Source organism: Hydrogenophaga sp. (assembly GCF_030656115.1).
Lineage (GTDB): Bacteria > Pseudomonadota > Gammaproteobacteria > Burkholderiales > Burkholderiaceae_C > Hydrogenophaga.
This window is the reverse complement of record NZ_JAUSOO010000158.1, coordinates 1-23951: the sequence shown is the minus strand read 5'-3', so window position 1 is coordinate 23951 and position 23951 is coordinate 1. Positions and strand designations below refer to the sequence as shown.

Below are 23951 nucleotides of genomic sequence, written 5' to 3'. Positions count from 1 at the left end.
ACCGGTTCGACTCATACACCCGCCATGTTCAACGACACCCCAACGCCCGACGCCCTGGCCAGCGCGCCTGCCCTCACGCGCACCGCCGCACAGACGCTGGCCGAGCAACTGGCGGCCCGGTTTGCCGACCGCATCCGCGACCGCCTGCTGGCCCCCGGTGCGCGCCTGCCCAGCGTGCGCCAATGCGCTGCCCAGCACGGCGTGAACCCGTCCACCGTGGTGGCCGCCTACGACCTGCTGCTGGCCCAAGGCCTGGTGCAGGCGCAGCGCAACCGGGGCTACTTTGTGCGCGACCGCGCACCCCTGCGCGAAAGCCTGAGCGACCGCAGCAAGACCGCCGCCACCGAAACCCACACCGAGACCACCCAGCCCCTGGCCGCGCCGGTGAACGCCGCCGCGCTCATTCGCGGCATGTTCCACCCGGCGGGTTCGCGGCCGCAGCCCGGCATGGGTGCCTTTCCGCCCGACTGGATGGCCTCCACCTTCATGCAAGCCGCCGTGCGCCGCGTCACCACACCGCAAGCGCTGGCCGACAGTTCGCTGCGCTACGGCGAGCCGCTGGGCGACGGCCACCTGCGCCGCGTGCTGGCCGACCGGCTGCAAGGCATGGGCCTGCCGGTGGGGCCGCAGCAGATCATCACCACCGTGGGCGCCACCCACGCGCTGGACATTGTGAGCCGCACCCTGCTGAAACCGGGCGATTGTGTGATGGTGGAGGAGCCCGGCTGGGCGGTGGAATTCGCCCGCCTCGCCGCCATGGGCATGCGCATCTTGCCGGTGCCACGCGGCCCCGCCGGGCCCGACCTGGCGGTGATGGCGCGCTACTGCGAAGCCCACGCGCCCAAGCTGTTCGTCAGCGTGAGCGTGTTGCACAACCCCACCGGTTACAGCCTGTCGCCCGCCAGCGCCCACCGCGTGCTGCAGTTGGCCCAGCAGCACGACTTTTGCGTGGTGGAAGACGACACCTACGGCCACATCGCCCCCGAACACGCCACCCGCATGAGCGTGCTCGACGGTTTGCAGCGCACCATCTATGTGAGCGGTTTCGCCAAAATTCTGGCGCCCAACTGGCGCGTGGGCTACCTGGCCGCACCTGCCGAATGGGTGGAGCGCCTGCTGGACACCAAGCTGCTGACCACCCTCACCACGCCCAGTCTGCTGGAGCGCGCCCTGGCGCACTGCATTGAACAAGGCCAACTGCGCCGCCACGCCGAACGCATCCGCACCCGGCTCGACGCCGCCCGCAGCCGCAGCGCACGCCTGGCGCTGGCGGCGGGCTGCCGCTTTGTGTCAGAGCCCGCTGGTTTGTTTGGTTGGGTTGATACCGGCGTGGACACCGAAGCCTTGTCGCAACGCATGCTCGACGAAGGCATTCTGATCGCCCCCGGCGCCCTGTTCCACGCCGCCCGCGCGCCCAGCACGCTCATGCGCATCAACTTCGCCACCACGCAAGACACGGCGTTTTGGTCGGTTTACCGCCGGTTGGTGGCGGGGTGAAATGTCACGATGAACCGCAGCTGCATGGGTGAAGCGTGCCCCCACCCCAACCCTCCCCCAGAGGGGGAGGGAGCCAGACATGGTGCGCCCAGACCCTCCGCAAGGAGCCAGACATGGCGTTCTCAGGCGTCGCGCATCGGGGGTGTCTTGCTCCTTCCACCTCTGGGGGAAGGTTGGGATGGGGGCTCTGCGCACCTTTCAACACGAGAGCGGCTGACCGCTCACGCCCTCAACTCCCACCCAAGGTTTCCCAGCGTTCCATGGCCTGCAGCCATTCCGCTTCCACCTGCGCATGCCGGGCCGCCAGTTGCGCGGCGCGGGCCGGGTCGGCTGAAAACAACTGACCATTGTTGAGCTGCAGGTCCAATTCGGCCTGCTCGGCCTCCAACTGGGCTATGCGCTCCGGCAGTGCGTCCAGCTCGCGCTGTTCTTTGTAGCTCAACTTTTTCTTGGTGGCGGGGGCAGAAGGGGCAGCGGCGGGGGCCGCTTTGCCCGCCGGTGCGCTGGCCGGGGCCGTGCTTTTCTCGCGCTGCAAAGCCTCGGCCCGGGCCGACTGCGTCAGCCAGTCCTGCACGTCGCCCACGTACTCGCGCCAACGGCCTTCGCCCTCGCTCACGATGGTGCTGGTCACCACGTTGTCCAAAAACCGGCGGTCGTGGCTGACCAGAAACACCGTGCCCTCGTACTGCTGCAACAGGTCTTCCAGCAGCTCCAGCGTGTCAATGTCCAGGTCGTTGGTCGGCTCGTCCAGCACCAGCACATTGGCCGGGCGCGCAAACAGCCGCGCCAGCAACAGCCGGTTGCGCTCGCCGCCCGAGAGCGTGCGCACCGGCGCATTGGCCCGCGCTGGTGAAAACAAAAAGTCGCTCAGGTAGCTCTTCACGTGGGTGCGTTTGTTGCCAATCTCGATCCACTCGCTGCCCGGGCTGATGAAGTCTTCCAGCGTCGCGTCCAGGTCAATCTGGTCGCGCATCTGGTCAAAATACGCCACGTTTTGCTTGCTGCCCAGGCGCACCGTGCCGCTGTCGGGGGCCAGCTCGCCCAAAATGATCTTCAACAGCGTGGTTTTGCCCGCGCCGTTCGGGCCAATCAGGCCAATCTTGTCGCCGCGCAAAATCGTGGCCGTGAAGTCTTTGATCACCGTGCGCAGGGCGCCGTCCGCCGTCGGGTAGGCCTTGGTCACCTTCTCCAGCTCCGCCACAATTTTTCCACTGGCGTTGCCGCTGGCCACCTCCAGCTTCACGCTGCCCAGGGCATCGCGCCGCTGTGCACGTTGTGTGCGCAGCGCTTCCAGCCGGGTGATGCGGCCCTGCGCCCGCGTGCGCCGCGCCTCCACGCCCTTGCGAATCCACACCTCTTCTTGCGCCAGCAGCTTGTCGGCGCGCGCGCTGATCACCGCCTCTTGCGCCATTTGCTCTTCTTTGAGCACCTGGTACTGCGCAAAATTGCCCGGGTAGCTCAGCAGCCGCCCCCGGTCCAGCTCCACCATGCGCGTGGCCACCCGGTCCAAAAACGCCCGGTCGTGGCTGATCGTCACCACGCTGCCCTTGTATTCCAGCAGCAGGTCTTCCAGCCAGGTGATGCTGTCCAGGTCCAGGTGGTTGGTGGGTTCGTCCAGCAGCAACACGTCGGGCCGACTCACCAGCGCCTGCGCCAGCGCCACCCGTTTCTTGTTGCCGCCCGAGAGCGCGCCCACCAGCACGCTGCCCTCCAGGTGCAGGCGGTGCAGCGTTTCTTCCACCCGCTGCTCCCAGTTCCAGGCGTCCAGCGCCTCAATGCGGTTCTGCAGCGCGTCCAGGTCCAGCCCGTCGGCGCCGCTCAAATACAGGTCGCGCGCCGCCCGCGCATCGGCCAGGCCCACGCTGGCCGCCTCAAACACGCTGCTGGCCAAATCCAGAATGGGCTCTTGCGGCACATACGCCACACGCAGCCCGGTTTGCACCTGCACGGTGCCATCGTCGGGCTTCTCCAGCCCGGCCAGAATTTTCAGCATCGACGACTTGCCAGTGCCGTTGCGGCCAATCAGACCCACACGCTCCTGGGCCTCCAGCGCAAAGTCGGTGTGGTCCAGCAGCGCCACATGGCCAAAGGCCAGTTGCGCGTTCTGCAAGGTAATGAGTGCCATGAAATTGCCAAAGTAAAGTTGCGGCGATTATCCCAGTCGGCCATCACCGTGATGGGCCTTGAGGCGGCATCGGGTCAGCAGTGCACACGTATCCGATTGCAACCAATCGCAACAGCCGGTCCAGGCAACAACGCTGTCGCTTCCCCCATTTGGGGGAGCGTGGCGCATGCGGAGCACAGACAAGTCGGGTGAATTTGTAAATAAAACCGGTTTGTAGCCCGTAACGACACCACCTGTCGTCGGCAGTTTCTAAGATCGCTTACATCCATTCCCGAGCCGCCCACAGCGCCCCGGCCCATCCCTGTCATCGCTACCTGTTGACGCTCGAAAAGCCACCATGCCCAAGCCGGATACCCACAACGCAGAACGCGACACACTCGCCCCGCGCCTCACAGCCATTTTGCGAAAACTCAACGACGGAGAGAAGCTGGTGCCGCGCGAGCTGGCCGATGAGTTCAACGTGGGCATCCGCACCATTCAGCGCGACTTGACCGAGCGCTTGGCGTTTCTCGATCTGGAAAAATCCAACGGAGCCTACAGTCTGCCTGTCCACAATCTGGGCCGGCTGGGCTTTGCCGACTTGCAACGCTTTGCCAGCCTGGCCGGCGTGAGCGGCCTGTTCCCGTCGCTGGACAGTGGGTTTTTGCGCACCCTGCTCAACGCCCACCTCAAAAACAGCAGCGCCCTGCTGGTTCAAGGCCAGAGCTTTGAAGACCTGGGCGACAAGCGCGCCCAATTTGACCGCACAGACCAGGCCATTCAAGAACACAGGCTTTTGAGCTTCACCTACCAAAAAGACACCGGCCCCAAAACCTACGCCGGCGCCGAGCCCTACAAGCTCATCAACCACGCGGGCGTGTGGTATTTGGCGGCCGTGGACAACGGGCAAATGAAGGCATTCACTTTCAGCAAAATTGAAGCACTGGACGTGTCGCTGGCCTGCTTTGTGCGCGAAACACACCACGAGCAAATGCTGCTGGACGAAGACAGCATCTGGCTCAACGCCAACAAGACCGAAGTGGTGCTGAAAGTGTCCAAACCGGCAGCACACTATTTTTTACGCCGCAAACTCATTGGCAGCCAGACCATCGAAAAAGAACTGGAAGACGGCGGCCTGATCGTCTCCGGCAAGGTGGCCCACCCCAACCAGATTCTGCCCATCGTGCGCTACTGGATTCCTAATGTGCGCATCATCAGCCCAGAGGGTTTGCAGACCACGCTGGAAGTTGAAATGAAAGCCTATTTGCATTTGTGACTTCTACTATCCATCGTTGCGTCTGATGTCAAGTTCCACACAGGACGGCATAGAACCGTTTATTGTCGTCGTAAATGTATATTGTCAATCCCAATAAGAAGTTAATTTGTCATCTGTGCTGGCTTGGTTCTTAGGGATGTTCTCAAATTTGCAGAAGAACTTTCGATAGAAATTTATCAATCGCATCTTAATATTAATTGAAAATTATATGTCCTCGATAAAATCCGAAAAACTAATTGCAGTCTTTAATCAACTTCGCGTAGATTGCCTCAATTGGAGAAAAGCTTTTAATAAGCCAGATTACGATGATCGTTTTGGAGATCTTCATGACTTGCAAAAAGATTTGATCGAAAAGCTCAGGCGATTTGCGAGTGATGAGCAAAATTTAAGTATCGGAATTATGGGTCAAGTCAAAGCGGGTAAAAGCAGTTTCCTAAATGCAGTTTTATTTGATGGTGTACCTGTTCTACCTGAGGCTGCAACGCCAAAGACTGCGAATCTTACGCGAATTATATATGGTGAAAAACCAATTCTTACAGTCACATATTATGAGCAAGAAGAGTGGAATGAGTTGATAAGACTTGCGATTCCAGAAAACTCAAGCGCAGAAGGAAAGGTGGCTCGGGAACTTATAAAATTGGCTTCTGATAACAAGTTGAACATCAGTACCATTTTGAAAAAAGGTTCGGAAAAAATTGAAGCTGGTGATGAGCAAGAATTGAGAAAAAAACTGAATGACTACGTTGGTGAAAATGGAAAATTCACAGCTCTAGTAAAAATGACAGAGATCGCATTACCTCGTCCTGAACTTAAAGGATATGAGGTTGTAGATACTCCGGGCATGAATGACCCAGTTGTCAGTCGTGAAGCAAAAACAAAAGAATACATGGCCCAATGCGACGTTGTTTTTTTTCTGTCGCGTTGCGGCCAATTTTTAGATGCGAAAGATTTGGAGCTGCTATCTCGTCTTCTACCCGGCAAAGGCGTTAAACGGATATATTTGGTAGCAGTCCAATTTGATTCAGCTATTTTAGATGATGGTCCTGACTGCTCCAGCTTAACTGAAACTGAGAAAAATATTCATGATAGTCTTTTGAAACGATCTATCGACGAAATTGATAAATGCATAGAAATGCACAGAAAAGTTGGGCATCTGGAGATGGCAAAATTACTGATAACATTAAAAATACCAATATTTACCAGCAGCTATGCACATGGTATCGGTGCTTGGCCGATGGAACGTTGGAGGTCCCAAGAAAGTATTGCGTGGATACATGATCGAATCAATGATTTGTCGATCGAAAGCTGGGGTGGCAAATCGCTCACTCAAAATGAATGGCTGCGAATAGGGAACTTTCCGAAGGTTTTATCAACTTTTGATATTGCTCGTAAAGACAAAGCAGCACTCATTGAGCAGCAAAGACAATGCATATTGCCGGAGTCAGAAAGAAACCTTCAAGTTTGGCGTAAAGAGTTGCAAGAAACTGTGATAGATCGTTCAACCATGTTGAGGAAATCGGATCTGGCACAATTGGAGAAAAAGAAATTAGAATGTCAAAATCGGCTGACCCAAATGGTGGCAGCCATGAAAAATGAAATATCAGCGGAGAAATCTAATGCCAATAAAGTGCTTAGGGAAATTTTACAGCGCCTCAAAAACAGTGACAAAAGGGTTGGAGATTTTCGGGTGCAAACGGGCGTTGAATCCTACCAAGTATTTTCGCATACGGAAAGTACAAAAAAATTACTAAATCCGCTTTCTTGGCTGAGTAAACCCAGAGATGTGTATGAAACACGCTATCGTGATTATCAATACATTTCCCGTGCCGATGCAGTCGAGCAAGTCATGCTTTACGGGAAAGATCAAGCCAGTGGTATTCAACGTGAATTTGACAAAGTTGTTTCAGTAAAAATACTACGTGCAAAGCTGCAACAAGTACTTCTTGAGCAACTTGAAGCTGGGGATAAAAATTTTGATCCAGGGCATTTCCGAAACACATTTGGACACGTCATTTCTCAATTAAAACTCCCCGTCTTGCAATTGGAATACGGTGGTGCAATTCAATCTATTACGAATCAGTTTGCCAGTGAGCTTCGAGATACTGCTGATGCTGAGCATTTACGCCAAGCTACTGTGGATGCAAAGCAGACCGTGCATGACGATTTGCATAAGGAATGCAGCAGCAAGGTAGGTGCACTATGCCATGCATTGGACACTATCGTTGATCACCTAGCCAATGAAATGCCCACAAGACTGCATCAAGAAATGGAGCAATTACGCGTTGCGTTTGCTAACAAGGAACGCGAATTAGACCAATATAATGCGCTACTTAAATTAATTTCGTCACAAAAATAAGTATACGTCGCACCTTGTCTATCGATTTTCATCAAGAGGTATTCACATGTTTAAAATTCAAGAGTTGCTGCTACAAACACTTCCAATCGCAAATGCATTAACAGCCAAATATAACCCCCCTGCTGAGATGAAAAATGTAGTTAGCACACAAGATGTATTCGAAAATTCAGTGCGGAATTTCATAGTCAGAACACCTGTTGTAGGAGGATTTAGCGCTGGCAAATCACGATTGCTGAACGCTTTTGCGCACCAAGAAGGACAGGAGCCGCTATTCAGCGTTGAGGTTACGCCGGAGACTGCGGTACCCGCCGAATTAGGATATGGTGAAAATGACCAATTTATCGGGCGTTTTTCCGATGGTCGTACCGTTAAATTAACACGCAAGCAAGTTCAGAAAAATGATCTGGCTGTTCTGCAAAGAAAATCTGAAAATCATCCTGCTGGTTGGGTAGAGGTAAGCCTAAACATTCCACAGCTTGCACAAATTCCACATATACGTATTGTGGATATGCCTGGTTGGAATTCAAATGCACAAGCACATAACCAAGCCATTGATGGTTATGTGTCAAACAGCCTAGCCTACTGCGTAGCTGTCAGCGCGGATGAGGGCACAGTTCGGGATGATATTCGCAAGCTATTGAACGAACTCCGACTTCACAACATGCCGGTAGTCGGTATAGTGACCAAAGCAGATAAGAAGCCACCCAATGACATCGAAGCTGTGAAAATGAAAGTCGCGCAAGAGCTTGAAACCATCATGGGGAAACCACCTGTTCGCATGATCGCTATTTCCGCAGTGTCCAAGCGAATTGGTGTCGGGGAATTTACACAAGCACTTCTTGAGCTTGAAGTGATGGCAGAACCTGTTTTCAGACAAGCCATAGTGGCGCCCTGGCTGGAGCGCATGGGAAATTTGCAAAAAAGAGTGGAAACCCTTTGCAATGGAATTGACTGTGAAAGTGAGACCATACATGCGCAGCTGCAAACTGCACAGCAAAGCTACGACCGCTTCAATAACGAATTGCAAAGTCAAACGGACGAACTACAAAGCCGATTAGCTGTGATACTTGATAAAATTGCAGGTCGAATCAAGAGCACACTAACCTCACAACTCAGCGGGTTGACCAATACTGCCGCTAGTGGAGGAGATATGCAAATTGCGGTCAATGAGGCGGTGCGGTTATCTGTAACCATGGGTTTAGATGAGGACTTTAAACCCGAAGTACATCGATATTTAACTAATGTACAAGCGGTGGTGCCAAAAGACGTTGTTATTGATCTTTCATTGAGTTTGCCCAGCGCTCAGATAGGTAACTCATCTGATTTTGATTGGAAAAAAGGTGCTTTAGCTGCCTTGCCTGCCATTGTTGCTATACCTGTATTTGGCCCTATTGCAACACTCGTTAGTGGTGTCCTTCTTGTATTTCTTAGTACTGCATTCGGTAGTAAATCATCGACTCCAAAAGTCGATCCTGAAGTCGCGAGGCGAGAATATATTAGGAGTCAGTTGGCCAACAATATCATTCCAAAGGTGGCAAACGATGTTTCTGAAAAAATTCGCCCTGAATTACAAAAACGCATCGAGGATGCCAAGAATGCAATCAAAGAATCCGTTAAAACGGAGCAGGCAAATCATGAAAAAACGCTTCTTCGGTTAAAAACGGAGCTAGAACAGGGACAAGCTGCATTCAAGATGAAGCTCAAGACTTACCAGGCAGATTTAGGTGTAATTAAAGATTTTATTGGTAAAATTAATAACTCTTAATGTGTGAAGTTTGGATATACGAAGTAATCATTTAATCTACTGTCGTCCGTTGATGAAAATACCTTATATTAGCCCAAGCGAACTGGTTTCGCGCTATGGTTTTATGTGTCGCAGCACTGCGCACCAGCCTTTTAATAGTGTGCAGATTATTGAGGAGGATCTGAGGAGGTTGGAGCATTTAATCAAGGTGGATCTTGTCAATCTATCGCGCAAGGAAAGTCCTAGTGACTTCATTGAAGTCTATACGGCAATGCTTCATGAGTTGGATAGATTTAAGATGTTTTGCATCTACCCAGCTACTGCGACAAAATTTGTCGTAGCTATAGGCGGGGCATTTAGTGCTGGAAAATCCAGTTTGATTAATAAACTTCTCGGCGTAAAACTATTGCCTTCTGATATTGCAAAGGTGACTTCCCAGCCTACTTTTGTACTGCATGGCTCAAAAAATGAAATTCATGCACTTAATTTGCATGGCCACCCCATTTTGCTATCCGAGTCTGAGTTTGCTTCGCTTAAACACGGAAAGGGTGGGGAGTTGGAAAAATACGGCAGCCAAATAGCAGGTATTTTGCAAAATGTTTTTATAACTCGAACTGACTTTAAATGGGAAAACTTAGCCATTTCGGATACGCCCGGATATAACCCCGATGACTCTCACTCGCATGGACGATTGGATGCGCAACTGGCTCAGTCTCAATTAAATGCAGCGAATGCAATAATCTGGACTGTTGATATAAACAAAGGAACCATGACCACTAGCGATATGCAGTTTTTGGGGGCACTTAGTCCCGAAATACCGCTTCTTGTAGTTTTGACAAAGGCAGACAGTAAACCAAATGCTGATGTTGAGAAGGTATTGCTGGAGGTTCGAAATAAATTATCGCAATATGGTATTCCTGTCGTCGATGTTATTGCCGTAAGCACCAGAGCCAGTTTGGTGAATTCAATAAACTCAATCACCAAATATTTTAACAAATGGAATGCGAGCAAAGCAGTGCCGACATTTGCGCGTAATTTCTCGATTTTGTTCTCGCGTTACTCAAATTATCTTGATTCGGAAAGAGCTCATGCGCTCGCCCAGCTTGGGTATGTCAATAAAATTCTGGCGCAGCAGAACGTTGGTGGTTTAGAACCCATCCATGACGCGGCGAAAGACCGTATTGCAGTGTTAGAAAATGAAGTATTTCCATTGTTGAAAAAAATAGAATTTGATTTCTTTTCAACTTTAAAAAAAGCATACGCTAAAGTAGGTAAGCTCCCGATATGCCCGATTTTGCAACCTGCTCCCAAATCAACATTGCTACATGCTGGAAGAGTTTGGTTGTATGGTATTGCGAATAAACAGCATTCAGCAGCGCAGGAAATTGAAATTTACTCTACATCCGAGCAGTTCGATAAATTTGTACCAGAGGAGTTTTGGCAGCAGTGGAGTGATATCAATAGTAAAGTGATTGATAAAACTGTAGCTGCCAAGAGAATTTTGGAAAAAAAATATAGTGCTAATGATGATGGAACGATCACAGATGATAAAACAAAGCATGTTTGGAAGCGAATTGATGCGGCGAAGGCGAAAAATTACCATTGGATCTTGAAATACTTGGCTGTATTTGTTTTGGGTGGCTCTGTTGTATTCGGTTATTTTTCACTCTTCGACAATGATAGTCAATTAACTCTGAGAACTTTTGCTACAAAGCTAGGGCTAGATCTAACACCAACAACAAAATGAATTTTTAGCATGCTGAAAAGGCCTTCGGCAATAAAATTCTTGCTGAAGTGAAGACTCTGCTGGTTGACAATGCCAGCCTTTCCTGCGTATTCCTTTACGCCGAGATCGTGGCGTATTGCCTGAAACAGACGGTGGCTCGGTAACGCCATCACCACAACTGGCCACATCGCCATGCCCATCCGCCCCCATGCCCACACCTACATCTGCCCGCAATGCGGTTGGTCCAAAACCGTGGCGCCGCGCAGCGATGCGTTGGGGCCGGGGGAGCATTTCTCGCGCTGTCCGGCTTGTGGCCATGGCAGCTTGGTCACCCGGCCTGCGGATGCGCTGGCCTCCGCGCTGGCGGCTGGTTTGCAAACCCTAGGCAAGCTGTGGCGGCGTTGATGTGAATGTGAGGCAGGCCCCGTCTGCCGCAGCTTCCCGCACAATGCGGTTCAAATGCCAACAGCATTTTTGTCTTTCCATCCCTGCCATGACCCGACCTGCGCCCCAGCCAGTCCCTGCCACAGCGGATGCCGCTGTCCAGCCCGACAGCGGTCCCACCCCGCGCAAGCGCCTGACCATCGGCTTGCAAACCCTGTCGCGCCTGATGGAAGATGGCTGTTACTACGCTGACAAATCGGGCTTTGCGGTGGACTTGGCGCAGACGGGCACCTACTATTTCCTCAGCCGCCCAAGGCGTTTTGGCAAAAGCCTGTTTCTGGACACGCTCAAAGAAATGTTCGAGGGCAACAAGGCATTGTTCAAAGGGCTGGCTGCCGAAAACCGATGGGATTGGACGAAAAAGCATCCGGTGATTCGCATCAGCTTTGGCGATGGCGTGTTGCAAAGCCGGGCTGAACTGGATGAACGCATACGCGGGTTGCTGTTGGACAACCAGCGCCTGCTGGGCGTGACCTGCACGCAAACCAGCACCGGCATCAGCGGGCAATTTTCCGAGCTGATTGCCCAAGTCCACCAAGCCAGCGGCCAGCGCGTGGTGGTGCTGATTGACGAATGCGACAAGCCGGTTCGGGACAACATCGCCGACAGCGCTACGGCCTCCAAAATGCGCATGGGGTTGATGAACCTGTATTCCGTCTTGAAAGATGCCAACGAGCACCTGAAATTTGTACTCCTCACCGGTGTGAGCAAGTTCAGCACGGCCAGTATGTTCTCGGGGCTGAACAACCTGCAAGACATCACGCTGGACCCGCGCTACAGCGGCCTGTGCGGATTCACCGACAACGATGTGGACACGGTATTTGCCCCCGAGCTGCCGGGCTTGGACCGCGAAGAAATCCGCCGCTGGTACAACGGCTACAACTGGCTGGGCGAGCGTGTTTACAACCCGTTTGATGTGCTGGAGCTGTTTCACCACCGCGTGTTCACACCTGACTGGGTGGAAGCCGACCCACCCGCCTTTCTCATCCAGTTGCTGGCCGAGCGGCAGGTGTTCACACCCAAGCTGGGGCAGGCCGTGGGCGAGGAAGGGTTGTTGTCCACGTTGGATGTGGACGACATCGTGCCGGAAGCACTGATGTTTCAGGCCGGGTATTTGACGGTTGATTCGGTCAGGAAAATTCCGGGTCGACAAGTGCTCACGCTTAAATACCCCAACAAGGGAGTGCAGGCCAGCATGAACAGCAGCCTGCTCAAGCATTGGTGCGGCGGGTCTTCGATCCCCGGCCCGCACATCAGCCAACTGTACGACCTGCTGCTGGCCAACGACCTGCCCGCGCTGCAGCCGCTGTTTCACGCCTTCTTTGCCACCATCCCGCGCGACTGGTACCGCAACAGCCCGATTGCGCAGTACGAGGGCTACTACGCTAGCATCTTCTACAGCCACTTTGCCGCGCTGGGCTTGGACATCCGATTAGAAGACGCCACCAACCAAGGCCGCATCGACATGGCTGTGCTGTTCAACGGCTATGTGTATATCTTTGAGTTCAAGGCCATTGATGGCAACCCGCAGGGCAAGGCCTTGGAGCAGATCAAAAACAAGCACTACGCAGAAAAGTACCGCGCACGGGGTGAACCGATTCACTTGATCGGGGTGGAGTTCAACAAAGCCAGCCGTAACATCGTGGGCTTTGAGGTGGAAGCGGCTTGAAGCCCTGATCCACGCGCACCAGCAGCCAAATCACGCCGTTGTCCACACGGTTGATGGAGTCCATGTGGTTTTAGACGGCTTATGCATGTCGTTTTGGACGGTTCGTCTATGTTGTTTTGGACGGTTGCCAGATGCATAAGGTGATGGGCATTGAGGTCAAGGCGGCAGCTACCGTGTCGGCCGTCGATTTCAAGGGGCTGCGGCGGCTCAAGGAGCACACCGGCAATGACTTCATCGCCGGCATCGTCCTGTATGACGGTGACAAGGCACTTCCTTTTGGCGAGGGCATGTGGGCGGTCCCGCTGGCCGCGCTGTGATTCCGTTTCCAGATCCATCGTGAACGCGAAGGCGAAGCGCAGACAGTACAAACGTACGGCAAGCGAAGCCGACAAAGTGCACGGTTGAAATGGAAATGGAATGAGACGCCCTGGGTGTTCAATCCGGCAACACCGCCGTCACTTCAATCTCGACCTTGGCCCGTTCTTCCACCAAGGCACTCACTTCCACGCAGGTCATGGCGGGGAAGTTTTTGCCCAATATCTCGCGGTAGACCGTGCCCAGCTCGCGCAGGCGGGCGTTGTATTCCACCCGGTCCACGATGTACCAGGTCATGCGCACCATGTGTTCGGGGCCGGCACCGGCGCAGGCCAGCACGGCGTGGATGTTGGCCAGCGCCTGGCGGGTCTGGGCGATGAAGTCGTCGCTCTCGAATTGTTGGGCGCTGTTCCAGCCGATTTGCCCGCCGACAAAAATCAGCGTGCCGCGCGCGGCCACGCCGTTGGCGTAGCCCTTGGGGGTGGCCCAGCCGGGCGGTTGCAGGTGTTTCATGGTGTGGTGGGTGTTGGGAGCGTTGCGGATTCGGTGGCCCGTTTGCGCAGGGCAAAGCGCTGCAGCTTGCCGGTTTCGGTGCGCGGCAGTTGCGCCACAAACACCACGTCGCGTGGGTATTTGTAGGGTGCCAGGGTGTGTTTCACATGGTCTTGCAGCGTTTTGGCTTGCGCGGCGTCGGCCACTTCGCCGGGCTTGAGCACCACGTAGGCCACCACGATCATGCCGCGCTCGTCGTCGGGTCGGCCCACCACGCCGCACTCGGCCACCGCCGGGTGTTGCAGCAGGGCGGCTTCCACTTCGGGGCCGGCCACGTTGTAGCCGGCGGTGATGATCATGTCGTCGGTGCGGGCCTGGTAGACGAAGTAGCCGTCGGCGTCTTGCATGAAGGCGTCGCCGGGGAAGTTCCAGCCGTCTTGCACGTAGGCGGCCTGGCGCGGATCGTCCAGGTACCTGCAGCCGGTGGGGCCTTTCACTGCCAGGCGGCCCACGGTGCCGCGTGGCAGCTCGCGGCCTTGCTCGTCCACGATCTTCGCTTGGTAGCCCGGCACCACGCGGCCGATGGCGCCGCGCTTCACGTCCGCTGGCGCGGCGGAGATGAAGATGTGAAACATCTCGGTGGCGCCGATGCCGTCGAGCATTTCCAGGCCACTGGCGTCTTTCCAGAGCTGGCGGGTGGCGTCGGGCAGACCCTCGCCCGCGCTGACGCTGATGCGCAGCTTTCCGATGCCGTGCTGTTGGGCGAAAGCCGCCATCTGCCGGTAGAAGGTGGGCGCGGGGTAGCAGAGGGTGGCGCCCACTTGGCCGATGAGTTTCACCATGGCTTCGGGCGTGTACGGAATGCTGGGGAAGTAGACCGAGGCCCCGGCCCACATGGGGAAGATGAGCAGGCCGCCCAGGCCGAAGGTGAAGGCCAGCGGTGGTGAGCCCATGACGATGTCGTCGGGCGTGGCGCGCAGCACGTGGCGCGGCCAGGTTTCGCAGGCGGCGAGCACATCGCGGTGGCTGTGCACCGCCGCCTTGGGGCTGCCGGTGGTGCCCGAGGTGAAGGCCAGCAGCGCGATGTCGTCGGCGCGGGTGGGGCAGGGCGTGGCGGTGTCGCTGGCGTGGCGGGCCAGCGCTTCCAGGGAGCCGTCCACGGCGTCGCCGGTGTTGAACAGGCGCAGGGGCAGGGCGGCGGTTTCTGGGCTTTGTGCCAGCGCGGCTTTGAGTTCGTCTTGCAGCTTCGCGTCGCACAGCGCGGCCGACGGCTTCGACTTGTCGATGATGGCCTTGAGTTCGGTGGCGCGCAGCAGCGGCATGGTGGCCACCGCGATCAGGCCGCTCTGCACCACGGCCAGCCAGGCCAGTGCCATGGCCACCGAGTTGCCGCCGCGCAGCAGCACCCGGTTGCCGGGTTGCAGGCCCGTCTGTGCCAGCACATTGGACAGGCGGTTCACCTCGGCGCGGGCTTGTGCATAGGTGAGCGTGCGCTCGTCGCTGCGCAAGAACGGGCGGTCGGCGTGGCCATGGGCTTGCGCGCGGTCAAACAGCGCCTGCACCAGGTTGAGGGGCGTGTCTGGCGCTTGCAGGGCTTGCAGCTCGGGCAGGTCGTAGCGCAGCTCGGGCTCCTGTTCGGGCGGCGGCAGGCGGTCGTGAACAAACCGATCCACTTGGGCTGAAAGCATATTGATCTCCTTGACGCGGTTCATACACGGGGGTGTTTCATCTCAAAGCGTGTTTGCCCAAAATGAGCAACTGCACCTCGCTTGCGCCCTCGTAGATGCGCAGCGAGCGGATGTCGCGGTACAGGTGTTCGATCACGTTGCCCACCTGCACGCCGCGTCCGCCAAACATTTGCAGCGCCATGTCGATCACGCGCTGGGCGTTTTCGGTGGCGGTGAGCTTGGCGCTGGCTGCTGCTGCGGTGTAGGCCGATGTGCCCGCGCCTTGGGTGGCGCTGCAATCGCGTTGCCAGGCGGCGCGGTAGGTGAGCAGGGCGGCAGCGTCGATCAGCGCACTCATTTCGCCCAGCCGGGCCTGCGTGAGCTGGAAGTCGGCCAGGGTCTGGCCAAACATTTTGCGGCTTTTGGCGTGCGCCACGGCCTCGGCGAAGGCGCGGCGTGCCATGCCCAGCGCGGCAGCCGCCACCGAGGCGCGAAAGATATCCAGCGTCTGCATGGCGAGTTTGAAGCCGCCGTTGACGGTGCCGACCAAGGCGTCGTGCCCCACGGTGCAGTCGGTGAAGGTGAGCGTGGCCAGCGGGTGCGGCGCCATCACCTGGATGTGTGCGCTGCTGTCCAGGCCGGGCGCGTCGGCGTCCACGATGAATGCGCTGATGCCGCGCGCACCGGCGTCGGGTTCGGTTTTGGCGAATACCACATAGAAGCCGGCCATGCCGCCGTTGCTGATCCAGGTTTTCTGGCCGTTGAGCGTCCAGCCACTGGCGGTGGGGGTGGCGCGCAGGGCCATGGCAGCCACGTCGGAACCGGCGTCGGGTTCGCTCAGTGCAAAGGCGGCAATTTTCTCGCCGCAGGCAACCGCAGGCAGATAGGCCGCCTGCTGCTCGGGCGTGCCGGCCAGCGTGATGGCGCCGCTGCCCAGGCCTTGCATGGCAAAGGCGAAGTCGGCCAGGGGCGAGTGGTAGGCCAGCGTTTCGCGCAGGATCACCAGCGCACGCGAGTCCAGCGCGGGCAGGGCGCCACCGTGGGCGGCGGGCACGCAGTAGCGCAGCCAACCACCCGCGCCCAGGCGCTGCACCCAGTCTTTGCAGGCGGCGCGGTCGTCGGTTTCGTCCACGCGCTGTTCGCGCGCCCAGGCCACCAGGCCGTGGGCCAGGGCGCGGTGGGTGTCGTCGAAAAACGGCAGTTCGAGGTGCGCGGTGGGCACCAGCGCGCCGTGGGGGTGGGGGTGTTCAAAGGCGACCATGTCAGTCTCCCTGGAACTGTGGGCGCTGTTTGGCCGCAAAGGCTTCGTAGGCGCGTTTGAAGTCCTGCGTCTGCATGCAGATGGCCTGGGCCTGGGCTTCGGCTTCGATGGCCTGGTCCAGCGTCATGGCCCATTCCTGGTGCAGCATGGTTTTGGTCATGCCGTGGGCGAAGGTGGGGCCTTGGGCCAGTTGGGCGGCCAGTTTGTGCGCGGCGGGCAACAGGGCTTCGCTGTCGTGCAGGGCGTTGAAGAAGCCCCAGGCCTGGCCTTCTGGTGCTGTCATGGCGCGGCCTGTCAACAGCAGTTCGCTGGCGCGGCCCTGGCCGATCATGCGCGGCAGCAGGGCGCAGGCGCCCATGTCGGCGCCAGCCAGGCCCACGCGGGTGAACAGGAACGCGACGGTGGCCGATGGCGTGCCCAGGCGCAAATCCGAGGCCAGGGCCATCATGGCGCCCGCACCGGCACACACGCCGTCGAGCGCGGCCACGATGGGTTGCGGGCAGGCGCGCATGGCGCTGACCAGGGCGCCGGTCATGCGGGTGAAGGCCAGCAGCTCGGGCATGGTCATCTGGGTCAGCGGCCCGATGATTTCGTGCACGTCGCCGCCGGAGCAGAAGTTGTTGCCCGCGCCGGTGAGCACCACGGCCTTGATGTCGGTGGCGCGTTGCAGCGCCAGAAACCAGTCGCGCAGCTCGGCGTACGAGTCGAAGGTGAGCGGGTTTTTGCGTTCGGGCCGGTTCAGCGTGACGGTGGCCACGCCGTCTTGCACGCTGAGCGCGAAATGCCGGGGCGCGGTGTCGGCCATGGCGCGGTATTGGCCGCGCATGGGGTTGTGGTCGGGAATGGGGTGTTTCATGGTGTTTATTCGGCTGCGGCGCCTAGGCGCTGGTTGATGTCCAGTTGGTGTTGTTTGACCTTGCCGAGCAACTTGTGCAGCTGGTCCAGGTCGCGCGGGCTCATGCCTTCAAAGGCTTGCACGATCCACTGCTCGTGCTGGAGCGCCATCTCGGCAAACGCCGTGTGTCCGCGGGGCGTGAGCCGCACGCGAAAGGCGCGGCGGTCGCCGTCCACCTCGGTGCGCTCCACCAAACCCTCGCCCACCAGCTGGTCGGTGATGCCGGTCACGTTGCCGCCGGTCACCATGAGCCGGTGCGACAGCTCTTTCATCTTCAGGCCCTCGGGGTGGCGCTCCAGCTGGGCCATGAGGTCAAAGCGCGGCAGCGTGGTGTCGAACTGCTCGCGCAGGCCGGTGCGCACGCGTTTTTCAATCAGCTGCGAGCAGGTGAGCAAGCGCAGCCACAGCCGCAGTTCTTGGGCGTGCTCGCTGTGGGCGCGGGCTTCCAGGTCGAGGGTGGGGTCGGCGTTCATGCGGCCTCCGCAGGGTCTTGGGGCGTGGGCGTGGGTTGCAGGCTGCGCTGGCGGGCGATTTCGCGGTACAGCTGGTCGCGCCCGCTCTCGTAGGGGCGCGGCCAGTCAATGGCGCGTGTTTGCAGCTTGGCGGCTTCATGCAGCGTCCAGGCTGGGTTGGCCAGGTGCGGGCGGGCCACGGCGCACAGGTCGGCACGGCCTGCGCCGATGATGCTGTTGGCGTGGTCGGCTTCTGAGATGGCGCCCACGGCCATGGTCAAAATGCCGGCTTCGTTGCGCACCCGGTCGGCAAACGGGGTTTGGTACATGCGGCCATACACCGGCTTGGCGGCGCGTGTGGTCTGGCCGGACGACACGTCGATCACATCACAACCCGCCGCCTTGAACAGGCGGGCCATGGCCACCGCGTCGTCGGCGGTGTTACCACCGGGCGCCCAGTCGTGGGCTGAGATGCGCACGCTCATGGGCTTGTCGGCAGGCCAGGCGGCGCGTATGGCGGCAAACACCTCCAGCGGGTAGCGGCAGCGGTTGTCCAGCGAGCCGCCGTAGTTGTCGGTGCGCTGGTTGGTCAGTGGGCAGATGAAGGCCGAGAGCAGGTAGCCGTGCGCGGCATGCAGTTCCAGCCAGTCAAAGCCCGCCGCCGCAGCGCGTTGGGTGGCCTGCACAAAGGCGGCGGTGGTGGCGTCCATGTCGGCGCGGGTCATGGCCTGTGGCACCTGGTTGCGCTCGCCGTAGGGCAGGGCGCTGGCCGACATCAGCGGCCAGTTGCCGTGTTCCAGTGGTTCGTCCATCGCCTCCCAGCCCAACTGGGTAGAGCCTTTGGGGCCGCTGTGGCCGAGCTGGATGCCGATCTTGGCGCTGCTGTGCTGGTGCGCAAAGTCCACGATGCGCTGGAACGCGGCCTGCTGCGCGCCGTTCCACAGCCCCGGGCAACCGGGGGTGATGCGGCCCTCAGGCGTCGGGCTGGTCATCTCCACCATCACCAGCGCCGCGCCGCCCACGGCGCGCGCGCCCAGGTGCATCAGGTGCCAGTCGCCCACCACGCCGTCTTGCGCTTTGTACTGCGCCATGGGCGACACGACGATGCGGTTCTTCAGCTCCACGCTGCGCACCTTCAGCGGCAGCAGCATGGGCGGTGTGGGGTGCTTTTGGGGCGCGGTGCCGGGCCGGGCTTGTGCTTCCAGCCAGGCCTCGTAGCCTTCCAGCCACTGCGGGTCGCGCAGGCGCAGGTTTTCGTGGCTGATGCGCTGGCTGCGCGTGAGCAGCGAGTAGCTGAACTGCTCAATCTCCATGCCGGTGTAGCGGTCCACGTTTTCAAACCACTCGGTGGAGTTGCGCGCGGCGTTTTGAATTTTGAGGACCTCCACGCTGCGCCGCGCTTCGTAGCCTTGCAACACCGTGGCCATGTCGGCGTCCGGGTGGCGGCTGAACTCGTCGGCCAGGTCGATCGCGTCTTCCAGGGCCAGCTTGGTGCCGCTGCCAATGGAGAAATGCGCGGTGTGGGCCGCATCGCCCATGAGCACGATGGGTGTGGGTTTGCCTGTCACGTCCTGAAAATGCACCCAAGTCTGGCAAATCACACGCGGAAAGCGAATCCAGTTGGCCGAGCCGCGCAGGTGTTTGGCGTTGCTGATGAGGGCGTGGCCGTCCAGGTATTTGGCAAACAGCTTTTCGCAAAAGGCCACGCCGTCTTCCTGGCTCATGTCTTCAATGCCGTGTAACTTCCACACCGCTTCGGGCACCTCGACGATGAAGGTGGATGTATCCGCGTCGTACTTGTAGGCGTGGGCCTGAAACCAGCCGTGCTCGGTTTGCTCGAAGGCAAAGGTGAAGGCGTCAAAGGTTTTGTGGGTGCCGAGCCAGACAAAGCGGCATTGGCGCGTGTCGATGTCGGGTTGGTAGGTGTCGGCGTAGCGGGTGCGGATGCGGCTGTTCAGGCCGTCGCTGGCAATGACCAGATCGGCGTTGTACTGCTGTGCTAAGGCCTGGTCGTCGGTCACGTCGGTTTCAAACACCAGTTCAACGCCCAGCGCCAGGCAGCGCTCTTGCAAGATGTTGAGCAGGCGCTTGCGCCCAATGCCAATGAAGCCGTGGCCGGTGGAGCGCACGCGCCCGCCTTTGTAAAACACCTCGATGTCGTCCCAGTGGTTGAACGCATCGGCCATCTGCTGGGCCGACTCCGGGTCGGCCCGTTTCAGGTTCTGCAGTGTCTGGTCAGAGAACACCACGCCCCAGCCAAAGGTGTCAAACGGTCGGTTGCGCTCGACCACGGTGACCGTGAGCGAGGGGTCGCGCCGCTTCATCAGCAAGGCAAAGTACAGGCCCGCCGGGCCGCCACCGATACACAGGATGCGCCGCAGCGCTGGAATGGAGGTGTTCATACCTCATTAGTTTAGATATGAACAAAATGGCGACCAGCGGGGAAACCCTGAAACCGGAAAACACGGCACGCAAATGCCGCTGCCGTGGCCGGAGCTTTCAGCCCAGGCCACGGAAGTTCAAACGAGAACAGCGGCGGCTTGACCCAACCGGTAGGCATGGGCTGCCTTTGGTGCAAAAATGGGCTTTTAGACCAAGGAGAGCAACATGTCTTTGTACCGATTCAAATCCCGGGAAACCGGCGACCTGGTGATGCTGGAACCCACCGGCCAACGCGTGCTGGACATCCTGGGCAAAGACCCGAGCGGTCCCGGCATCATCTTGCCCGAGCAGATGGCCGCAGCGGTGCAAGCGCTGCGCGATGCGGTGGTGCAGGAAGAGGCGGAACAAAAACGCCTGAAAGAAGAGGCCGAAGCCAATGGCGATTTGCCCCCCGAATTCGATGTGGTGAGTCTGCGCCTGCGCTGTGCCCCGTTCATTGAAATGCTGCAGCGCTGCGAGCAGGCCGGGGTTGAGATTGTCTGGGGCGTGTGACCTCCAAGCGCCCATAAAAAAACCGCCGAAAGGCGGTTTTTTTATGGGCGCCGACCCCGCAGGGCTGGGTCGGTTGGCGTCTCCAGTCAGGGATCAGTCGGCAAACTGACCGGCAGCGTCGATCACTGTCTTCAGCTTGGTGATTTCAGAACTCACAAACGCTTTGTGGCCCGCCGGTGTTACGCGGTTGTCGGTGGTGACCAGCGCGCCCAGAGCTTCCTGGCGCTTGATGAAATCAGGGTCTTTCAGGGCCACTTGCAGCGCGTCGTTCAGCTTTTTGGTGACCGCAGCGGGCGTGCCCTTGGGCGCGTACATGGCGTGCCAGATGGTCAGGTTGAAACCTTTGAGCCCCATCTCTTGCAGTGACGGGTAGTCTTTCAGCAGCTTGTGGCTCGACAGGGGCTTGGCCGTGGTCACCGCAAAAGCCTTCACGCGGCCGCCTTCGATCTGGCTGGTGGTGTTGGTGGTCTGGTCACACATCACGTCCACCTGGCCGCCGATCAGGTCGTTCATGGCCGGGCCGGTGCCGCGGTAGGCGATGGTGGTCATGGACTTGTCGAGCTTCACCGCCGACTGCCACATCAGGCCGCACAGGTGGGACGCTGAACCCAGACCGGCGTGCGCCAGGTTGAGCTTGCCGCCGTTGGTGCGAATGTAGTTTTCAAAATCGCGGTAGGTGTTGGCCGGCAGCTTGGGCGAGCCCAGCAAGGTCATGGGCACGTCGTTGATCATGCCCAGGTACTCGAAGTCTTCCAGCGGCTTGTAGGGCAGCTTGCGGTACAGGCCGGCGGTGGCGGCCATGCCGATGTGCCAGACCAGCAGCGTGTGGCCATCGGGGGTTGCGCGGGCGACTTTGGTCGCTCCAATCGTGCCGCCAGCACCGGCTGCGTTTTCCACCACGATGTTGGCACCGCCCAAGGGCTTGCGCATGGCTTCGGCCAATTGTCGGGCCACCAGGTCGGTGGGGCCGCCTGCCGCAAAGGGAACAACGATGGTGATGGGCTTGCTGGGGAAGTCTTGGGCGAAGGTGCTCACCGAGAAAGCGGCCGTCAGGGCCAGGGCCAAAATCTTTTTCATGCGAAGGTTCCTTAAGGGTTAATTGCCTGCTGATATTAGCTGTTGATCCTGCGCCGGAAATCGCGGTAATTACTTAGCCCACCACAAGGGGAAACCCTGGGGCATCCGCTGTTTGCAGGTTATTTGTAACTGCGTGCGTCTTCAATGACCTTGCCGTCGTTGGGCAAGGTGCCGGGGCTGACCACCTGCACGGTCCCCCGCAGCTTGGTGATTTCGCGCATGACGGCTTCCATTTGCTCTGCCAGCCCATCCACCGCTTGCGCCGCTTCCACCTGCAGGCACATGCTGTCGTTGGCCATTTCACCGCTGACCACCAGGCGCGCTTTGCCCACCTGGGGAAAGCGCCGGGCCATGTCGGCCACTTGCGAGGGGTGCACGAACATGCCCTTGATCTTGGTGGTCTGGTCGGCGCGGCCCATCCAGCCCTTGATGCGCGGCGCGGTGCGGCCGGTGGGACAGCTGCCGGGCAAGATGGCTGAGAGGTCGCCGGTGCCGAAGCGGATCAGCGGGTACGCGGGGTTGAGCGTGGTCACCACCAGTTCACCCACCTCGCCCTCGGGCACCGGGTCGCCGGTGCCGGGGCGCACAATTTCCACGATCACGCTCTCTTCGAGCACCAGGCCCTGACGCGCGCTGGTCTCGTAAGCCACCAGGCCCAGGTCGGCGGTGGCGTAGGTCTGGTACACGTCCACACCCTGTTCCTGAAACCAGGCCGTGAGGCTGGGCGGGCAGGCTTCACCGCCCACCGAAGCCTTGGTCAGGCACCCAATGTTGGCGCCGGTCTGCTGGGCTTTTTCGAGCAGGATGCGCAGGAAGCTGGGCGTGCCGGTGTAGCCGTTGGGCTGCAGGTCCAGCATGGCTTCAAGCTGCTGCTCGGTCTGGCCGGTGCCGGCCGGAAACACGGTGCAGCCCACCGCGTGGGCGCCCGATTCCAGAATGAAGGCGCCCGGCGTCATGTGGTAGCTGAAGCTGTTGTGCACCAGTTCGCCCGCGCGAAACCCGGCCGCGTACAAGGCGCGCCCGGTGCGCCAGTAGTCGGCCGTGTTGCCTTCGGGTTCGTAAATGGGGCCGGGCGACGCAAAAATGCGCGACATGCCGGGGCCGCGCACCAGCGCAGCAAAGCCACCAAAGGCATCGCCACCCGCTGCGCGCAGGGCTTTCTGGCGCTCCAGCAGCTCGCTCTTGCGTGTGACGGGCAACTGGGCCAGCGCAGCGCGGCTGTTCACCGTGGCGGCATCCACACCACGAAGCATCTCGGCCATGGCCGCGCTGTGCGCCTGGGCGTGCGCAATCTGACCCGGCAGCGCAGCCATGTGTGCAGCCTCGCGTTCGGCCGGTGAACGGGTTTCCAGGGCGTCAAAAAAAACGGTCATATTTAAAACCACAAAAGGTGGGGGGATGCGATTTGCCTTCAACCAAGAACGCCGCGGAACCGGCTTCGCCGGGCCGCCAGCGTTGCTCCCTGGGGGGGTGACGCGCCACAGGCGCGGCGCGGGGGGGATTAGGCAAGCCAGCGCTTGCGCCGTTTGTAGCTTTTCACGTCTTTGAACGACTTGCGCTCGCCACCGCCCATGCCCAGGTAAAACTCTTTCACGTCTTCGTTGTTGCGCAGGTCGCTGGCAGCACCGTCCATCACGATGCGACCGCTTTCCATGATGTAGCCGTAGTCGGCGTACTTCAGCGCCATGTTGGTGTTTTGCTCGGCAATCAGGAAGGTCACTTGTTCTTTGGTGTTGAGGTCTTTCACGATCTCGAACACCTCTTCCACGATCTGCGGCGCCAGGCCCATGGACGGCTCGTCCAGCAGCATCACGCTGGGGTTGGTCATGAGTGCGCGGCCAATGGCGCACATCTGCTGCTCGCCACCCGAGGTGTAAGCCGCCTGGCTGGTGCGGCGCGTTTTCAGGCGCGGGAAGTAGTTGTAGACCTTCTCCAGGTTGCGGGCGATCTCGGCCTTGTCGGTGCGGGTGTAAGAGCCCGTCATCAGGTTTTCTTCAATGGTCAGGTGGGCAAAGCAGTGCCGGCCTTCCATGACCTGCACC

At 58.7% G+C, this 23951-nt stretch carries 19 protein-coding genes; 9 read left to right on the top strand and 10 right to left on the bottom strand.

The features are described from left to right. The first annotated feature begins 24 nt into the window (after positions 1-24). Entirely contained in the window at positions 25-1497 is a 1473-nt protein-coding gene (locus tag Q7J58_RS20860) for a PLP-dependent aminotransferase family protein (RefSeq protein ID WP_304831797.1), read from the top strand. A gap of 229 nt (positions 1498-1726) precedes the next feature. Here the strand turns inward: Q7J58_RS20860 and Q7J58_RS20855 are convergent, their stop codons facing one another. After that, a complete protein-coding gene (locus Q7J58_RS20855) occupies positions 1727-3622 on the bottom strand; it encodes an ATP-binding cassette domain-containing protein (protein WP_304831796.1) in 1896 nt (631 codons plus the stop codon). A gap of 337 nt (positions 3623-3959) precedes the next feature. Between Q7J58_RS20855 and Q7J58_RS20850 the strand changes: the two genes are divergently transcribed. The 7 genes from Q7J58_RS20850 (at position 3960) to Q7J58_RS20820 (ending at position 13133) form a co-directional block, all read left to right on the top strand. After that, positions 3960-4877, top strand: a complete 918-nt coding sequence (locus tag Q7J58_RS20850) for a WYL domain-containing protein (RefSeq protein ID WP_304831795.1) — start codon at positions 3960-3962, stop codon at positions 4875-4877. A 208-nt stretch (positions 4878-5085) separates the two neighbouring features. Continuing rightward, the gene (locus Q7J58_RS20845; RefSeq protein ID WP_304831794.1) at positions 5086-7233 is read left to right on the top strand and encodes a dynamin family protein; all 2148 of its coding nucleotides are present in this window, start codon (positions 5086-5088) and stop codon (positions 7231-7233) included. Between the two features lie 46 nt (positions 7234-7279). After that, a complete protein-coding gene (locus tag Q7J58_RS20840; RefSeq protein ID WP_304831793.1) occupies positions 7280-8998 on the top strand; it encodes a dynamin family protein in 1719 nt (572 codons plus the stop codon). A gap of 52 nt (positions 8999-9050) precedes the next feature. After that, positions 9051-10724 (top strand): dynamin family protein, encoded by a 1674-nt coding sequence (locus Q7J58_RS20835; protein ID WP_304831792.1) that lies wholly within the window; start codon positions 9051-9053, stop codon positions 10722-10724. A 171-nt stretch (positions 10725-10895) separates the two neighbouring features. After that, on the top strand, positions 10896-11108 hold the full coding sequence (locus Q7J58_RS20830; protein WP_304831791.1) for a hypothetical protein: 213 nt from the start codon (positions 10896-10898) through the stop codon (positions 11106-11108). A gap of 88 nt (positions 11109-11196) precedes the next feature. Beyond that, complete coding sequence (locus Q7J58_RS20825; protein ID WP_304831790.1) at positions 11197-12816, top strand: ATP-binding protein; 1620 nt, start codon at positions 11197-11199, stop codon at positions 12814-12816. Between the two features lie 143 nt (positions 12817-12959). After that, positions 12960-13133 carry a hypothetical protein gene (locus tag Q7J58_RS20820; RefSeq protein ID WP_304831788.1) on the top strand — a complete coding sequence of 58 codons (174 nt, stop codon included), beginning with the start codon at positions 12960-12962 and terminating at the stop codon, positions 13131-13133. Positions 13134-13251: 118 nt separating this feature from the next. Here Q7J58_RS20820 and Q7J58_RS20815 read toward each other — a convergent pair whose 3' ends face one another. From Q7J58_RS20815 to Q7J58_RS20790, 6 genes are read right to left on the bottom strand one after another with little or no spacing between them, the layout of a single operon-like run. Further along, entirely contained in the window at positions 13252-13644 is a 393-nt protein-coding gene (locus tag Q7J58_RS20815) for a RidA family protein (RefSeq protein WP_304831787.1), read from the bottom strand. Continuing rightward, entirely contained in the window at positions 13641-15311 is a 1671-nt protein-coding gene (locus tag Q7J58_RS20810; RefSeq protein ID WP_304831786.1) for an AMP-binding protein, read from the bottom strand. Before Q7J58_RS20810 ends, Q7J58_RS20815 begins: the two co-directional genes overlap by 4 nt. A 37-nt stretch (positions 15312-15348) precedes the next feature. After that, positions 15349-16551 (bottom strand): acyl-CoA dehydrogenase family protein, encoded by a 1203-nt coding sequence (locus tag Q7J58_RS20805; protein WP_304831785.1) that lies wholly within the window; start codon positions 16549-16551, stop codon positions 15349-15351. Position 16552: 1 nt separating this feature from the next. Then, complete coding sequence (locus tag Q7J58_RS20800) at positions 16553-17407, bottom strand: enoyl-CoA hydratase family protein (RefSeq protein ID WP_304831784.1); 855 nt, start codon at positions 17405-17407, stop codon at positions 16553-16555. A gap of 5 nt (positions 17408-17412) precedes the next feature. Further along, the gene (locus tag Q7J58_RS20795) at positions 17413-17919 is read right to left on the bottom strand and encodes a MarR family transcriptional regulator (protein ID WP_304831782.1); all 507 of its coding nucleotides are present in this window, start codon (positions 17917-17919) and stop codon (positions 17413-17415) included. Continuing rightward, positions 17916-20300 carry a bifunctional salicylyl-CoA 5-hydroxylase/oxidoreductase gene (locus Q7J58_RS20790; RefSeq protein ID WP_304831781.1) on the bottom strand — a complete coding sequence of 795 codons (2385 nt, stop codon included), beginning with the start codon at positions 20298-20300 and terminating at the stop codon, positions 17916-17918. The genes Q7J58_RS20795 and Q7J58_RS20790 overlap by 4 nt, the downstream gene beginning before the upstream one ends. Positions 20301-20505: 205 nt before the next feature. On the opposite strand from Q7J58_RS20790, the gene Q7J58_RS20785 reads away from it, so the two are divergent. Beyond that, positions 20506-20832, top strand: coding sequence for a DUF1840 domain-containing protein (locus Q7J58_RS20785; RefSeq protein ID WP_304831780.1), 327 nt, complete (start codon positions 20506-20508; stop codon positions 20830-20832). Positions 20833-20925: 93 nt separating this feature from the next. Here the strand turns inward: Q7J58_RS20785 and Q7J58_RS20780 are convergent, their stop codons facing one another. From Q7J58_RS20780 to Q7J58_RS20770, 3 genes are all read right to left on the bottom strand, one after another. Continuing rightward, positions 20926-21909, bottom strand: a complete 984-nt coding sequence (locus Q7J58_RS20780) for a tripartite tricarboxylate transporter substrate-binding protein (protein ID WP_304831779.1) — start codon at positions 21907-21909, stop codon at positions 20926-20928. A 119-nt stretch (positions 21910-22028) separates the two neighbouring features. After that, a complete protein-coding gene (locus Q7J58_RS20775; protein ID WP_304831778.1) occupies positions 22029-23282 on the bottom strand; it encodes an AMP-binding protein in 1254 nt (417 codons plus the stop codon). Positions 23283-23410: 128 nt separating this feature from the next. Beyond that, positions 23411-23951: ATP-binding cassette domain-containing protein (locus tag Q7J58_RS20770; protein WP_304831777.1), on the bottom strand; the 541-nt coding region annotated here is incomplete at its 5' end.